16 protein-coding genes are annotated in these 12,657 nt (G+C 39.1%); 4 read left to right on the top strand and 12 right to left on the bottom strand.

The window, feature by feature from the left end; all coding sequences use genetic code 11:
* Positions 1-34: 34 nt before the first annotated feature.
* Entirely contained in the window at positions 35-247 is a 213-nt protein-coding gene (locus QNI15_RS02380) for a DUF2905 domain-containing protein (RefSeq protein WP_313993777.1), read from the bottom strand.
* 135 nt (positions 248-382) lie between these two features.
* Between QNI15_RS02380 and QNI15_RS02375 the strand changes: the two genes are divergently transcribed.
* Genes QNI15_RS02375 through QNI15_RS02365 form a run of 3 tightly spaced genes read left to right on the top strand, consistent with a single transcriptional unit; the run spans position 383 to position 2,691 of the window.
* Entirely contained in the window at positions 383-1,090 is a 708-nt protein-coding gene (locus QNI15_RS02375) for an SAM-dependent methyltransferase (protein WP_314030335.1), read from the top strand.
* A gap of 58 nt (positions 1,091-1,148) precedes the next feature.
* Entirely contained in the window at positions 1,149-1,787 is a 639-nt protein-coding gene (locus QNI15_RS02370) for an MBL fold metallo-hydrolase (RefSeq protein ID WP_314030334.1), read from the top strand.
* Between the two features lie 13 nt (positions 1,788-1,800).
* Positions 1,801-2,691, top strand: coding sequence for an energy transducer TonB (locus QNI15_RS02365; protein WP_314030333.1), 891 nt, complete (start codon positions 1,801-1,803; stop codon positions 2,689-2,691).
* Positions 2,692-2,706: 15 nt separating this feature from the next.
* On the opposite strand, the gene QNI15_RS02360 is transcribed toward QNI15_RS02365, so the two are convergent.
* The 5 genes from QNI15_RS02360 to recN form a co-directional block, all read right to left on the bottom strand.
* Positions 2,707-3,261 carry a hypothetical protein gene (locus QNI15_RS02360; protein WP_314030331.1) on the bottom strand — a complete coding sequence of 185 codons (555 nt, stop codon included), beginning with the start codon at positions 3,259-3,261 and terminating at the stop codon, positions 2,707-2,709.
* Between the two features lie 225 nt (positions 3,262-3,486).
* Complete coding sequence (locus QNI15_RS02355; protein ID WP_313993763.1) at positions 3,487-5,106, bottom strand: ABC-F family ATP-binding cassette domain-containing protein; 1,620 nt, start codon at positions 5,104-5,106, stop codon at positions 3,487-3,489.
* 196 nt (positions 5,107-5,302) lie between these two features.
* Entirely contained in the window at positions 5,303-5,794 is a 492-nt protein-coding gene (locus tag QNI15_RS02350) for a peptide deformylase (protein ID WP_313993760.1), read from the bottom strand.
* A gap of 9 nt (positions 5,795-5,803) precedes the next feature.
* Complete coding sequence (locus QNI15_RS02345; protein ID WP_313993757.1) at positions 5,804-6,229, bottom strand: hypothetical protein; 426 nt, start codon at positions 6,227-6,229, stop codon at positions 5,804-5,806.
* 93 nt (positions 6,230-6,322) lie between these two features.
* Positions 6,323-7,987, bottom strand: coding sequence for a DNA repair protein RecN (gene recN, locus QNI15_RS02340; RefSeq protein ID WP_313993754.1), 1,665 nt, complete (start codon positions 7,985-7,987; stop codon positions 6,323-6,325).
* 205 nt (positions 7,988-8,192) lie between these two features.
* Between recN and QNI15_RS02335 the strand changes: the two genes are divergently transcribed.
* Positions 8,193-8,420, top strand: a complete 228-nt coding sequence (locus QNI15_RS02335) for a hypothetical protein (protein ID WP_313975366.1) — start codon at positions 8,193-8,195, stop codon at positions 8,418-8,420.
* Positions 8,421-8,458: 38 nt separating this feature from the next.
* On the opposite strand, the gene gloA2 is transcribed toward QNI15_RS02335, so the two are convergent.
* From gloA2 to QNI15_RS02305, 6 genes are all read right to left on the bottom strand, one after another.
* A complete protein-coding gene (gloA2, locus tag QNI15_RS02330) occupies positions 8,459-8,842 on the bottom strand; it encodes an SMU1112c/YaeR family gloxylase I-like metalloprotein (RefSeq protein WP_313993751.1) in 384 nt (127 codons plus the stop codon).
* Between the two features lie 31 nt (positions 8,843-8,873).
* The gene (locus tag QNI15_RS02325; protein WP_313975362.1) at positions 8,874-9,101 is read right to left on the bottom strand and encodes a hypothetical protein; all 228 of its coding nucleotides are present in this window, start codon (positions 9,099-9,101) and stop codon (positions 8,874-8,876) included.
* Between the two features lie 15 nt (positions 9,102-9,116).
* The gene (gene porD / locus QNI15_RS02320) at positions 9,117-10,058 is read right to left on the bottom strand and encodes a type IX secretion system protein PorD (RefSeq protein ID WP_313993748.1); all 942 of its coding nucleotides are present in this window, start codon (positions 10,056-10,058) and stop codon (positions 9,117-9,119) included.
* 11 nt (positions 10,059-10,069) lie between these two features.
* Positions 10,070-11,305: a bifunctional phosphopantothenoylcysteine decarboxylase/phosphopantothenate--cysteine ligase CoaBC gene (gene coaBC, locus QNI15_RS02315; protein ID WP_313993745.1), complete on the bottom strand. Its 1,236-nt coding sequence runs from the start codon at positions 11,303-11,305 to the stop codon at positions 10,070-10,072.
* Between the two features lie 107 nt (positions 11,306-11,412).
* Positions 11,413-11,745, bottom strand: a complete 333-nt coding sequence (locus QNI15_RS02310; RefSeq protein WP_313975356.1) for a DNA-directed RNA polymerase subunit omega — start codon at positions 11,743-11,745, stop codon at positions 11,413-11,415.
* A gap of 29 nt (positions 11,746-11,774) precedes the next feature.
* Positions 11,775-12,608, bottom strand: coding sequence for an outer membrane protein assembly factor BamD (locus QNI15_RS02305; protein WP_313975354.1), 834 nt, complete (start codon positions 12,606-12,608; stop codon positions 11,775-11,777).
* Positions 12,609-12,657 lie beyond the last annotated feature (49 nt).

Below are 12,657 nucleotides of genomic sequence, written 5' to 3'. Positions count from 1 at the left end.
TCCAAAATTCAGGATGACTCAATGTTTGGTTTATCTATTGCCCGAACTTGCGGATCAGATATAACACCAGTGAAAATACTACACTTAATAAAATACTGGTTGCCAGCGGAAAATAGAATGTAAAGTTTTCTTTCTTCACCAGTATATCTCCTGGTAGCTTCCCCAGAAAAGGTAAACGAGGACCATAGGTAATTCCTATACCCACTATGACCAGAATAATGCCGAGAATAATAAGTGTCCTTCCCATGTTTTATAATAACCCGATAATATAAATACTAATCCGGAAAGCTGCTGAGCTGTGTTTTGCGATTTTTAAGCCTTTGTATTATCGTACTATCTAAATAAATCCGAACTTCGCCCTCCAGAATAAATCTTCATTGTTTTGAACAAAGGTAAACTATATTTGATTCCGACGGTACTGGCTCCAGATACGTCTACTCGTGTGTTATCTCCACAAATTAAAGAGGTTATCACACAACTGGATTATTTCTTTGCAGAAGAGTTGCGGACATCCCGTCGATTTATCAGCGAATTGCAAACCGGACGTCGTATTGAGTCCATGACATTTTATGAACTCAATAAGAATACACCTGAATCGGAGACTACGCAACAGTTGAAGATCGTATTGGAGGGAAAGGATGCTGGTATTTTATCAGAAGCGGGTTGCCCTGGAGTGGCTGACCCTGGTAATGTGGCAGTTCGATGGGCACATCAGCAGGGTGTTCAGGTTGTACCGCTGATTGGTCCGTCATCTATTCTGTTGGCGTTAATGGCTTCGGGTATGAATGGGCAGTCTTTTGTGTTTCATGGTTATTTGCCCATAGATCAGGCTCAACGTGTTAAGTCATTAAAAAATATTGAGAAAGAGGCTATCCAAAAAAAACAGACACAGATTTTTATGGAGACTCCCTATCGCAACAATTCTTTGCTGAAAGATATTCTACAGAACTGTCAACCACAGACATTGCTTTGCATTGCTACTCAGGTAACCGCTCCGGACGAGATGATTGTTACCAAAACTGTTAAGCAGTGGAACGCCGGTAAACCTGATTTGCATAAAAAGCCAACAATTTTTTTGTTGTATGCCTAAGTATTCTTTTAGCCCTATCTCTAACTACTTATCCTAAACCAGTTACAATCTACTACGTATGCTTCATATTCAGACTTTTACTTTCAATCCTCTTGCCGAAAATACCTATGTGCTTTATGATGATACGCTGGAGTGTGTAATTATTGATCCAGGTTGTTATGAACGGGATGAGCAGGAAACATTGGCAGCATTTATTGAAGAGAAAGGATTGAAAGTAATGAAATTGTTGAATACACATGGACATTTTGATCATGTGTTTGGCAATGCCTATGTGAAGCGAACATTTGGCGTCTCCTTATTTATTCATCCATTGGACGAAGCTACCTTACGATCTGTCATAACGTATGCTTCTATCTATGGCTTTGTGCGGTATGAGCCTGCTGAGCCGGATGGTCTCCTGGAAGAGGGAGACGTTGTATATTTTGGCAATACACAACTCAAAGTGCTTTTTCTACCCGGACATGCTCCTGGCCATATAGGCTTTTATGCTGAAAAAGAAGGTGTTTTAATTGGAGGTGATGTATTATTTCAACACAGTATTGGACGAACTGACTTACCAGGAGGAGACCATCAGACATTACTGAGAAGCATTCGGGAAAAAGTATTTCCATTAGGAGATGCTGTAAAAGTTTATCCTGGGCATGGCCCAATGACTACAGTAGGAGAGGAGAAGCGGGCAAATCCATATCTTCAATAAAATACATTCTTGTATGAGATTATTTAACTACCTAAAATCTCTTTTATCTAAACCTGTAAGTTTTACCGACAAGCAAGTTGTTTCTAAAGGACATTTTAAAGAGTATTTTGATGAAATCTGGATACAAATAAAAGATATGGAAATGGCTATCTATTATCAGGAAGGTTTTCGTGATAATAGCGGAAAGATAACAGGCGATCTAAAGACATATTATCGTGATGGTACTTTAAAAGAACTGAAGCCCCATGTAAATGGGAAGCCGGAAGGGGTTACTATTTCTTATTATCAAAATGGTATTCTTGAGAGTCGGGTAGAGTGGTTGAGTGGTTATCCAGTAGGAAAAGGATGCTACTGGTATAGCAATGGTCAACTACAAAAAGAAACAGAATGGGCTGCACCAAGGGTAAAAGAAGTATTGATAAATTATTGGGATGTTAATGGTAACCAAACTGTAACAGATGGGAATGGAGAGATAATTGTGTATAAGGACAAAGAAGAAACGAAGTTACTTTATAAAGAACTATATAAGGATGGTTTACTTGTAAAGGGTGTACGATATGACAATGATGGACAAAAGAATGTATATGAAAGAAAATTTGACGTCGGAGAAATCATGCCTGAGTTTCCGGGCGGGATAGCGGAGTTTGGAAAATTTATCAGTACAACTATTATTTATCCGGATCAGGCTCGTGCACACCACATTACAGGAAAAGTATTTGTTGAGTTTGTAGTAGGTGCAGACAGGTTTATCTCTGATATAACTATTACAAAAGGACTGGGCTATGGTTGTGACGAAGAAGTAATTCGTATGCTAAAACTGATGCCTCGCTGGCTTCCTGGTATTCAGAGTGAACGTGCTGTACCTGTCAAATATTCTTTGCCGGTAACTTTTTCATTAAAATAAAGCATCACTAATTCGTTAGTGATGCTTGGGAGACTTTCTAGCTACAACTTGTAAGCCTGGTGAGAGTTTTACACCTACATCCCGAATGACGATCTGGTTGTTATTGAGATTCCAGGTTAATAATTTCTTTTCTTTAATAACGGGTTCTCCAAAACGAACGGTAAAATAATTAGCCAGTTCTTTCATCAGAGAATCAGATTCCTCATACGTATCTATTGTCAGACTATCTGTTACACGTGTCTTAGGATTGAAGAAATAACGGATATCCAGTGCATTGGTGTCGGTATTGACTGTATTTCCCAACAAGTATCCTTTATAGTCTATACTGTCTTCTTCCAATACTGCAGTTTCCTGATGCATCACAGAATCCAGTGGCTGACCTGGTGTAAATCCACGTATGAGGCCTGATTCTGTATTAACTACCTGTTGAAGTCTGGGACTAAAGCGGCTGAGCAATGTTGGCTCAACAGGCGCAGAAACTGTGTCGGAAGATGAAGTTGTTTCAGATGTGCTGCTATCACAAGCCATGCAAAGCCATAGGAATGCCAATGCAATTACTAAATACTTCATTGTCTTTTGTTTGCTTTAGAGTAGTAAAATTTAACAATAAGGTGGCTGGTTTGTTTGGGTATGATGCCAATTTAAAGAATCATACCTGAATTATTTGATTATAAGTTCAAATCTAACAGATATTCGTTGATTTGCTCTGAAGATTTTGTTTTATTCTTGACAAATACAAAGGGATTCCTGTTCTCACTAACCTGAACAGGAATCCCTTTGCTGTACTCTGGTATGTTATACCATTTGATGCATCTCTTCCCGTAATGCTTTAATTTCAGGGCTGAGGATATACTCATCAAAGGTCATTGATTTGTCAATAACGCCAGATGGAGTTAGTTCAATGATACGATTAGCTACTGTTTGTAAAAACTCATGGTCATGTGAAGCCACCAGAACACCACCTTTGTAATCTTTAAGCCCATTGTTGAAGGCTGTGATAGATTCCAGATCCAGGTGGTTAGTTGGTTCATCCAATAACAGGAAGTTCGGATTTTGTAACATCATTCGGGATATCATACAACGCACTTTCTCCCCTCCGGATAATACCGTACATTTTTTCAGCGTTTCTTCACCTGTAAAGAGCATACGGCCTAGGAAACCCCGAATAAAGGTTTCGTCTTTTTCTACTGAGTACTGACGCAACCAGTCAATCAGATTCAGGTCTACAGTAAAGTAATCAGAGTTGTCGTTAGGCAGATACGATTTGTTTATAGTAACTCCCCACTTAAACTCTCCACTATCTGGTTTGATCTCCTCATTCAGTATACGGAAAAAAGCACTGATTGTTAAGCCATCTTTGGCAAGAATCGCTACTTTATCACCTTTGTTTAACCGGAATGTTATATTCCCAAATAAAGGTGTTCCATCCAAAGAGTAAGACAGGTTCTCTACATTCAGAATCTGATCGCCTACTTCCCGTTCCTGTTTAAACAAAATAGCAGGATACTTACGGGTAGAAGGTTGAATTTCGTCAATGGTCAGTTTTTCAAGCAATTTTTTACGGCTGGTAGCCTGACGTGATTTAGCCACGTTTGCAGAGAACCGACGGATGAATTCCTGTAACTCCTGGCGTTTTTCTTCCATCTTCTTGTTCTGGTCTGATCGTTGGCGGGCGGCTAACTGACTGGACTCATACCAGAAAGTATAGTTACCTGTAAACAACTGAATTTTACCAAAATCAATATCCACCACATGTGTACAAACTGTATCCAGAAAGTGGCGGTCGTGAGATACTACCAGAACGGTGTTTTTAAAATCTGCCAGGAAGTCTTCCAGCCACATGATGGTTTCCACATCCAGGTCGTTGGTAGGTTCGTCAAGCAGTAATATATCCGGATTTCCAAATAAAGCCTGAGCCAGCAACACACGTACTTTCTCTGTGTTGGATAGTTCATTCATCAGTTTCGCATGCAGATCTTCTGAAATTCCAAGGTTACTGAGTAGCGTTGCAGCATCACTTTCCGCTTCCCATCCATTCATTTCCGCAAACTTTCCTTCCAGTTCAGCTGCTTTTTCTCCATCTGCATCTGAGAAATCCGGCTTCATATAGATAGCATCCTTTTCGAGCATGATATCATAGAGTTTCCGATTTCCCATAATTACTGTTTGTAAAACAGGATATTCATCAAATTCAAAGTGGTTCTGCTTTAATACAGACATCCGTTCTCCTGGTGTGATACTCACAGAACCTGTAGTAGGATCTACTTCACCTGAGATTATTTTTAAAAAGGTAGATTTTCCGGCTCCATTTGCTCCGATTACACCATAACAATTGCCGGGTGTAAATTTTAGATTGACATCTTCGTATAAAACCCGCTTTCCGAATCGCAGCGAAAGATTAGAGACTGTTAACATGGATTTTTTGTAGGTATGATGTGTAAGGGTGCAAAGTTACCAAAAAAGCCCGTAGGAACTTACAGGAAGTAACAGAATTCCACTCTAAAAATAAAAATAAGAGCAGACAACGCTTTCCTGTGGTACTTTGATAGGAAAGATTGTCCACTCCGCCTATAATTAGATGACTGTCAAATACTACTTATATGATAGAAATCTATTTTCTCCATCGAAATGAATGAGCATCTATCGCGAGTTGGGTAGACAAAACTCCATTCAGATGATCGTATTCATGCTGGAGTAATTCTGACAGGCTATCTGTTAAGGATAGGCTTTGGGGTTGCCAATGCTCATCCATATATTCTATGGTACAACTTTTATGTCTTTGTAGCTTTACCAGCAGATTAGGGAAACACATGCAATCATCCCACAGTTCTATCATTTCAACACTTAAATTTGTCAGAACCGGATTAATGAAAACAACAGGCTTGTCAATATACATGTATATCAGGCGTTTCATTACTCCAATCTGTGGAGCAGCAATAGCTCTGAATGCTCCATAATGAGCAAAACGGGCTTTGAACTCAAACAGTATATCATGTAAATCCTGAATGACAGGTGCTATGCCAGCTAATTCTTCCTGAACTACTGGAGTAGAAACTTCGTGTAAACGGGGATCTCCCAATAACAGAACCTGATCTGATTTCATCGTATACTTTCACTTTTTATAACCAAAATTAACAGGTGCTTTCATGTCTCCACTATCATACATGTTTAGATAAAGTATTACTGGTTTGCTTAATCCTTCATACCGAACTTCATATTTATCTAAAAGCCCTGTATTATCGACAATGCCATTGGGAGTTTTAAATGCACAACAACTTCCCAAACGTACATAGGTCACAGTTTCACCATTAGGACCTGTAAGGGCATTCAGATATCGTCTTTCTCCTTCTGCTCCACCTCCTGTTTGTATTGCATTCTTTGCTGTATATTCATACGAAGAATCTTCTGATACAGCTGTTAAACTGAATGTTGAGCTGTCAAGCAATGCAGGAGGAGTATGAGTTAAGGAAACAGAACTTGTCTTACAGCCAGAGAAAATAAATGAGCTAATAACTAGTAGTATTAATAAACGCATCATAGAAGTAAATAAGGTTTAATATATTTCTTCTGTAGATGCACCAAAGATATAAAATCCATAAAAAAGCCATCTTTTAAAGATGGCTTAGGTGTATCAGGCTGTTTCCAATAGTTCTTTTGCATTTTTGATTGCACTTTCTGATGGGTTTTCGCCTCCAATCATTTTGGCAATCTCATTGATTCGTTCCTGTTCGCTCAATTTCTTAATCTTACTAACTGTCTTTTCTGCAGAGTTGTCTTTGTATACAAAGTAATGTACATTTCCTTTGGCTGCAATTTGATGAAGGTGGCTGATCGCCAGTACCTGGTGTTTTGCCTGAGCCATACGTTTAATCATACGTCCTACTTTGATAGCCACCTCTCCTGATATACCCGTGTCAATCTCATCAAAGATGATGGTCGGAAGAGATGTTTTATCTGCCAGTAGATATTTAACACACAACATCAACCGGGAAAATTCACCACCTGAGGCAACACTTTTCAATTCCTGCGGCTTCATCCCTTTGTTTGCCGAAAAACGAAGGTTTACACTATCAATGCCGTTGGCTATTGGTTTTACAACATCATGTTGAATAGATACAGTTGCATTAGGCATACCTACATCTTTCAACAGTTCCATAAGTTCTTTTTCGATGCTGGAAATTACCTTGGTACGAGTAGCAGATAACTTCTGGGCAATCTTCATAAGTGCTTCAAAGCTTTTATCCATCTGCTTTTTTGCTTCCGTTATTGCATCATCAAAATTGAGCACTTTCCCAACTTTGGCTTCCAGTACTTCCTGTATGCTAAGCAGTTCCTGTATGCTCTCAACGTTGTGTTTTTTCTGCAACCGATAAATCATAGACAGGCGTTCCTGAATCTGATTGATGCGTTCCGGATCAAACTCAATATTTACTTCTTCTGTTTCCAGCTCGGAAGCTACATCCCGTAATTCGATCAGACAGCTTTCAACGCGTTCTTTCAGCCCCGTATATTTACTGGAAAGATTGCTGAGTTGACCTAGTATGCCTCCTATCTGACGCAAGTTGGTATTGACAGCATATTCAGAATTAGCAATTATCTCAATAGCAGTATTCAACTTGGTTTTTATTTCTTCTGCATTCTCCAGCATTTTCAACTGATCTTCCAGCATTTCCTGTTCTTCATTGGCTGTCAGATCTGCTTCTGCCAATTCATCCAAAAGGAATTTATTGTAATCCAGTTCTTTTCTGAGCGTATCGGCATTGGCTACCAGATCTTCATAGGTATGTTCATGTTTTTTGTAGAGTCTGTAGGCTTGTCGGTAATCATTCTGAATGGCCTGATTTTGGGCATACGTATCAATGATATACAACTGATATTCATTCGAGCCTAGTTGAAGTGTATCGTGTTGCGAGTGAACATCTACCAACAGATTGCCGATTTTTCGCAAAGTTTCAAGAGTAACAGGCGTATCGTTGACAAATGCTCGTGATTTGCCGCTGGGACTGATTTCTCTGCGTATAATATTGGTGGCATCATAATCCAGTTCCTCTTCTTCAAAGATATGTATCAGACTGTCGTGATCAGGAACGTCAAAGGTGCCTTCTATTACACATTTTTCTCCCTCGTCATAGAGCACACGTGTGTCAGCGCGATTACCTAATAGCAGGCCAATAGCCCCCAGCATAATGGATTTTCCGGCACCTGTCTCACCTGTAATGATGCTTAGTTCGGGGTCGGGTTGCATTTCGAATTCCCGAATTAATGCATAGTTTTTTATAAAGAGATTTGTCAGCATTTCTGAAATAGAATATCTAAATAAAAGCCAATAGCTGTTTGTTTTTAACCTACTAAAATACACATTTTATCACAATGCTGCAATGTAATGGCTTTTTGTATCTTTGTAAACATCCGGACTATTACTTTTGATTTAAGTTTATGATCTACCTACCCGATTTTCGCAAAGATGCTCTGTATTAGGTTTTCACCTAATCAGATGCTTTATGAAAGTAAACAAAAAGTTTAAAGATGCTTTTGGCTGTGATGAAACAGGATTTATTGCCTTACCCATTAAATTTTCTAATGTTCGTATTTCCAGAATAGAAAATTGTGATGATATGGGTGGTTGTTCATTCTGTTTTCCGCATGGATTCGAATCGACCAATGCCAAAGAATCAAAGTATCAGCGTAACTGGAAGAAATTTCGGCGAACGCAATGGAAGCATGAGTAAAGTATATATACCGATTGGCTCAGCCAATCGGTATTTTATCAAATTTCATATAGTTCCAGTGGCAAATCATCCGGATCTGCAAAAAAGGTAAAACGTTTGCCTGTTAATTCATCTGTGCGAATAGGCTCTGTAACTACACCATAATGAGTTAGTCTGTCAATACTCTCCTCCAGATTCGTTACAGCAAAAGCCAAATGACGTAATCCTCTTGCTTCAGGACGAGAAACCCGTGCAGGCGGATTAGGAAAAGAGAAAAGCTCGATCTGATAATGGTTTCCAACAGCCAGATCAAGTTTCCAGGAATCGCGTGCGGCACGATAGGTCTCCTGCACAACAGTTAGACCCAGCACTTCTGTGTAAAATTTTTTAGACTTCTGATAATCAGAACAAATAATAGCAACGTGATGAAGAGAGTGGAGCATGTGAGCTAATATAAATAAATCGGATTGTGAACTACCATTGGGTAGTTGCATCAACAATTACTTCTGCTATATCCTTTATAGATAAAAAATGTTTTTTTAGACGCATATCCTGAAATTTCAAGTTTTCAGGCGTGATCTCCAGAATATGGCCATGAAAAGTACTTTGATTATGAAGAGTTACATTAGCCTCTTTGCCTGTCAGTAATGTAGACTGATTTACAAGATCCTGTTGAAATATGCGCTTCTGTCTTTTTCCCATAGTACAATCTGGAGATTATTTGGTTAGTTTTCTGTATCTGTCGGCCTTGGTCGGGTCCAGTTCTACCAGAAGATTATATGCTTTGACTTTATCCTGAGGATTTCCTTCTGAAAATATATTGATCAACTCATTGGATTTCGTATCGAAAAATGTATTTGTCCAGACGGAGTTAGGACGAATCTGATTGATTTGTTTTACATTGTTCAGAAATGTCAGTATCTGACCTCGAGCCTGATCTCCATTCGCTGCATAGTTATCAATGGCTACCCGATAATAAGTATATAATCCTTCCCGAAACGATTGCATTTGGGGGCTATTCAGATTTTCTCCGAGCCAGTAACGGCTTCTTGTATCACTGTTTGGCTTCCATGAATCATCATTACTTTCCTGAGCTGCAAGTGTAGAAATCGCAGCTGCTTTTTGAAAGTAAGCGGTTCCTCCTGTCTTGCTAAATGTATCATAATCCAGACCAATGATAATATTGGCATAAAAAGATAGCATGGATACCAGATTGGAGGTGAAGGCTGCTTCATTGTAATTCATTTGTTCACCTGGATTGTAGGTAAATCGGAATGCTCTATCCACAAAGCTCATTACAACCGATTCATAATCTGTTCCATACACAGGGCGAGAAGATTGAATAATGGCTTGTCCCTCGTATTGGCCTACACCAGGTATTGCTGTAATAGTAATGACTATATTGCAGTTTATTTTTTCTGAATCTTTGAAGTTATCATTAGTCCAGCGTGTATTATTCATAAACTGAGTCATTGTCCGCTGTATTTCTGTAAAGATCTGTGTGTCGTTAAGAGTACCCACATTAGAGGCTATCTGGTTGCTGTTTGCGTTAATCTTTACATTGCAACGTAATTCCTGGGCTACTACCTGAAGGTGATTCAATAGTATGAACCCTACTACCAGCAACTGTGTATAAATCAATGTTCTCATTTTAATCATGTGATAAGAAGTTATGAAGTCTGAGCAGCTTTTTCAACAAGCAAATCGATAATCAGATTGGTAATATCTTCTGCTGCTGCTGTTTTGGACTTCAGATCGAAGCGTTGAAGATTTCCATCTTTCTGAATAACGCTGATTTTGTTTGTATCGTGTCCAAACCCGGCACCTTTATCATTCAGACTGTTTAGTACAATCATATCCAGGTTTTTCTTTCTTAGTTTTTCCTGTGCGTTACTTTCTTCGTTCTCCGTTTCCAGAGCGAAGCCTACCATAATCTGTCCTGGTTGTTTTTGTTTCCCAAGAGTGGCTGCAATATCTACATTCTTAACCAGATTGAGTGTAAAGCTATCTTCCTTCTTTTTTATTTTCTGATCTGCAATTTCTGCCGGACGATAATCTGCTACAGCGGCAGCTAAGACAGTGATATCTGATTGAGGAAATATCCTGGCTGAGGCCTCAAACATTTGTTGTGCACTAAGGACTCTGGTAATATGAATGTTGGAATTTGTCAATTGTAGGTGAGTTGGACCTGTTACCAGCTCAACCTGTGCCCCATGTGCTGCCATCCGTTCCGCTAGGGCAAATCCCATTTTCCCTGTTGAGTGATTCCCAATAAATCGCACCGGATCAAGTGGCTCATAGGTTGGACCGGCTGTAATAAGCACTTTCTTTCCTGCAAGGGATATCTTCGTAGAAATCTCAGACTGTGAAAAATGTTTTTCGAGAAAAGAAACAATATGCTCAGGTTCTGCCAAACGGCCTTCGCCTACCAATCCGCTGGCGAGTTCCCCGTGTTCTGCTGGAATGATTTGATTTCCAAATGAGATTAGTTTCTGTAAGTTGGCTTGGGTTGCCGTATGTTTATACATATCCAGATCCATAGCTGGAGCAAAAAAAACTGGACATTTAGCGGATAAATAGGTAGCAGTAAGCAGATTATCACAAAATCCATTAGCGCATTTTGCGAGGCTATTGGCTGAGGCTGGAGCTATTACCATGGCATCTGCCCAGAGGCCAAGCTCTACATGATTATTCCACTCACCGCTTTCATTCCTGACAAATTTGTTCAGAACCGGATTTTTGGAGAGTGTACTTAGCGTTAGTGGTGTAATAAACTCGGTTGCAGCATCTGTCATAATGATTCGGACTTCTGCATGGGCTTTCACAAGCAATCGGGTCAGGAGAGCCGCTTTATAGGCTGAAATACTTCCTGTAACACCTAAAATTATTTTTTTACCTGCAAGCATAACATTTATATTAGGCTCCCAAGCTAAAACAAAAGGTTGAGAAATTGAAAAGTCTGCTTATAACTTTTCAGTCTCTCAACCTTTTAGCAATGTACTCTTATATCGTATTACTCTTGAGTCTTATCTGCTTCATCATCACGAAAACGACGGAATAACTTTCCTGCTAGAAACTCATCAATGGCTACAGAAGCAGGCTTTGGCAGACGCTCATAATAACGGGAGATCTCGATTTGCTCACGGTTTTCGAAAACTTCTTCCAGATTGTCAACTGTTGAAGCAAATTCTGCCAGCTTGTTATTTAACTCTTCTTTATTGCGCATCGCAAGTTCACGAGCACGTCGTGCTATTACGGATACTGACTCATATACATTTCCGGTTGGTTCTGCCAACTTATCGTTATCACGAGTTAAGATAGATGCTGAAACATTAGGCTTTATCATATCTGAATAGAATTAAATGACGAAAATACTTATTGTTCTTGAGCCTTTTGAGTCTGGAGATTTTTATTTGCTTCTCCTACTGTGTTCAGGCTTTTTTCATAGTAAGATTCTGCACGACGCAAAAACTTGCTCTGAGGATATCTGTCCAGAAAACTTTCATAAGATGAAATAGCTTCCTGATAACGTTCTACTTGTTTACTTTGAATACTTTGTTCTGCCAGAAGGTAAGCACTTTCTACTTTACGAAAAGCTACTTCTTCATTATAGTCAGAATCCGGATAACCACGCTGAAAATTGTTAAATGCAACCAGAGCTGCTTTATGATTACCTGTTCTGGAGTATAACAATGCAGCTTCAAATGCTTTCTTTTCAAGTTTAACACGAAGTTCATTAATCAGGTTCGTGCTTTCCTCTACATATTTGCTATTAGGATATGTATTAATGAAATTTTGAAGTGATCCAATAGCTTCAATGGTATTAGTTTGATCTAAAGTATAGATAGGTGAGTCTGCATAGAGAGAAACTGCACTCATATACATTGCTTCTTCCGCAAACTGGCTACGTGCATAGGTTTCATAAAATTTCTGAAACTGATACTTGCTCAGAACATAGTCTCCCAGATAATATTTGCAGTAAGCATGATAGAATGTGCCTTTTTCTGCTTCTGGCGCTCCCTGAATCAGAGGCAATACTTCTTCAAATAAAATATCGGCGCGGTAATATCTTTTCTGATCGTAATATTCAAATGCTGCTTTTACTTTTTTAGGCAGGTCATTGCTTTTACGTAATCTTTCAAACTCACTGCATCCGGTAGTAAATAGAGAAAGCAGGATAATTGCTAAAATAATCCAATTTTTTTGCATAAGGGCGCAAATATAACGGTTGTAGGGCTAATTTACAATGTTTTGATGC

It is taken from the genome of Xanthocytophaga flava, from assembly GCF_030068545.1.
GTDB classification, from domain to species: domain Bacteria; phylum Bacteroidota; class Bacteroidia; order Cytophagales; family 172606-1; genus Xanthocytophaga; species Xanthocytophaga flava.
The sequence above is the reverse complement of the archived record's forward strand: the minus strand, read 5'-3'. Positions and strand labels throughout refer to the sequence as shown.

What these genes read in the sequence shown, in the direction of transcription:
- QNI15_RS02310 (WP_313975356.1), bottom strand. Translation starts at nt 11,745, where the DNA reads ATGATAAAGCCTAATGTTTCAGCATCTATCTTAACTCGTGATAACGAT.
- QNI15_RS02355 (WP_313993763.1), bottom strand. Translation starts at nt 5,106, where the DNA reads ATGTTAACAGTCTCTAATCTTTCGCTGCGATTCGGAAAGCGGGTTTTA.
- QNI15_RS02335 (WP_313975366.1), top strand. Translation starts at nt 8,193, where the DNA reads ATGAAAGTAAACAAAAAGTTTAAAGATGCTTTTGGCTGTGATGAAACA.
- QNI15_RS02350 (WP_313993760.1), bottom strand. Translation starts at nt 5,794, where the DNA reads ATGAAATCAGATCAGGTTCTGTTATTGGGAGATCCCCGTTTACACGAA.
- QNI15_RS02305 (WP_313975354.1), bottom strand. Translation starts at nt 12,608, where the DNA reads ATGCAAAAAAATTGGATTATTTTAGCAATTATCCTGCTTTCTCTATTT.
- QNI15_RS02370 (WP_314030334.1), top strand. Translation starts at nt 1,149, where the DNA reads ATGCTTCATATTCAGACTTTTACTTTCAATCCTCTTGCCGAAAATACC.
- QNI15_RS02325 (WP_313975362.1), bottom strand. Translation starts at nt 9,101, where the DNA reads ATGGGAAAAAGACAGAAGCGCATATTTCAACAGGATCTTGTAAATCAG.
- QNI15_RS02345 (WP_313993757.1), bottom strand. Translation starts at nt 6,229, where the DNA reads ATGATGCGTTTATTAATACTACTAGTTATTAGCTCATTTATTTTCTCT.
- QNI15_RS02365 (WP_314030333.1), top strand. Translation starts at nt 1,801, where the DNA reads ATGAGATTATTTAACTACCTAAAATCTCTTTTATCTAAACCTGTAAGT.
- QNI15_RS02360 (WP_314030331.1), bottom strand. Translation starts at nt 3,261, where the DNA reads ATGAAGTATTTAGTAATTGCATTGGCATTCCTATGGCTTTGCATGGCT.
- porD (WP_313993748.1), bottom strand. Translation starts at nt 10,058, where the DNA reads ATGATTAAAATGAGAACATTGATTTATACACAGTTGCTGGTAGTAGGG.
- QNI15_RS02380 (WP_313993777.1), bottom strand. Translation starts at nt 247, where the DNA reads ATGGGAAGGACACTTATTATTCTCGGCATTATTCTGGTCATAGTGGGT.
- coaBC (WP_313993745.1), bottom strand. Translation starts at nt 11,305, where the DNA reads ATGCTTGCAGGTAAAAAAATAATTTTAGGTGTTACAGGAAGTATTTCA.
- gloA2 (WP_313993751.1), bottom strand. Translation starts at nt 8,842, where the DNA reads ATGCTCCACTCTCTTCATCACGTTGCTATTATTTGTTCTGATTATCAG.
- recN (WP_313993754.1), bottom strand. Translation starts at nt 7,987, where the DNA reads ATGCTGACAAATCTCTTTATAAAAAACTATGCATTAATTCGGGAATTC.